General features: G+C 72.1%; 2 protein-coding genes. Both read right to left on the reverse strand.

All coding sequences use genetic code 11. The features are described 5' to 3' along the window. Nucleotides 1–264 (reverse strand): DoxX family protein (locus tag CCN42_RS17155; protein WP_143661933.1); only part of this gene is annotated, 264 nt, incomplete at its 3' end. A gap of 75 nt (nucleotides 265–339) precedes the next feature. Beyond that, nucleotides 340–462, reverse strand: coding sequence for an RICIN domain-containing protein (locus tag CCN42_RS46155; RefSeq protein ID WP_422641173.1), 123 nt, complete (start codon nucleotides 460–462; stop codon nucleotides 340–342). Between the last annotated feature and the right edge of the window lie 11 nt (nucleotides 463–473).

Here is a 473-nt window from a genome sequence, read left to right on the forward strand (position 1 = left end):
GACGAAGTAGGCGTAGGCCATGGAGCCCGAGCACAGGGTGGCGGCGGTCCGGGTGAACAGCCCGGCGAGCACCAGGGCTCCGCCGGCGAGCTGGATCACCGCCGCCCACCATCCCGGCCACTGCCCCGGCCCGGGTGCCGGACCTCCCTGGGGTCCGCCCAGGACGTCGAACAGCGTCGCGGCCCCGTGACAGGCGAACAGCAGCCCCGTGACGATGCGGAACAGACCCAGGACGGCGGTTTCGTGACGTGAGGGGAAGCGCACGATGGTGCTCCTTCCGGGGTGCCGGCGTGAGGGTGACCGTCGGTCGTACGGTGCGCCGACGGCCACCGGTCGAGGTCAGCTGGTCAGGGTCCACTTCTGGCTGGCCCAGCCGCCGCAGTCCCACAGGTGCAGGCGGGCGCCGTCGGCGGTGCTCTGCCCGACGATGTCCAGGCAGCGACCGGACTTCAGGTTCTTCAGCGTGCCGTCGC

Source organism: Streptomyces glaucescens, from assembly GCF_002154375.1.
Taxonomy (GTDB): domain Bacteria; phylum Actinomycetota; class Actinomycetes; order Streptomycetales; family Streptomycetaceae; genus Streptomyces; species Streptomyces glaucescens.